Here is a 366-nt window from a genome sequence, read left to right as displayed (position 1 = left end):
ATAATCTATGGCAGCGAGGTATTGCGCCCCCTGCTCAATGACGTGCTCCTTATTTTCTGAATTATAGATTACGCCACCTTCACTCACAAGATATCTTAGAATTCCACTGGCATTAGCATAAGCAGTAATATTTTCTCCGTCTTTTGCCACAACAGCGAGGGCTTCCCCTTCTTCTACTTGTGTGCCTTCGGGTTTTAACCATTCTTGGAGGATGAATTTACCCTCTACAGTTGCTTCCCATTCGGGCGCCGGAACTCTTTTATAGTCGGCATAAACAACCGGATCATAGATCCCTATAGCCGAAAAAGGATCCCAGAATAAGATCCTCCCCATACTGGCCACAATTGGGGCGAAGGTACCATTGAA

1 protein-coding gene is annotated in these 366 nt (G+C 45.6%); it reads right to left on the bottom strand.

What is annotated here, in order from left to right; translation table 11 throughout:
• Window positions 1-366 (bottom strand): biotin/lipoyl attachment domain-containing protein (locus HC175_RS20780; RefSeq protein ID WP_479685253.1); only part of this gene is annotated, 366 nt, incomplete at both ends.

This window comes from Salinimicrobium oceani, from assembly GCF_012037645.1.
The sequence above is the reverse complement of the archived record's forward strand: the minus strand, read 5'-3'. Positions and strand labels throughout refer to the sequence as shown.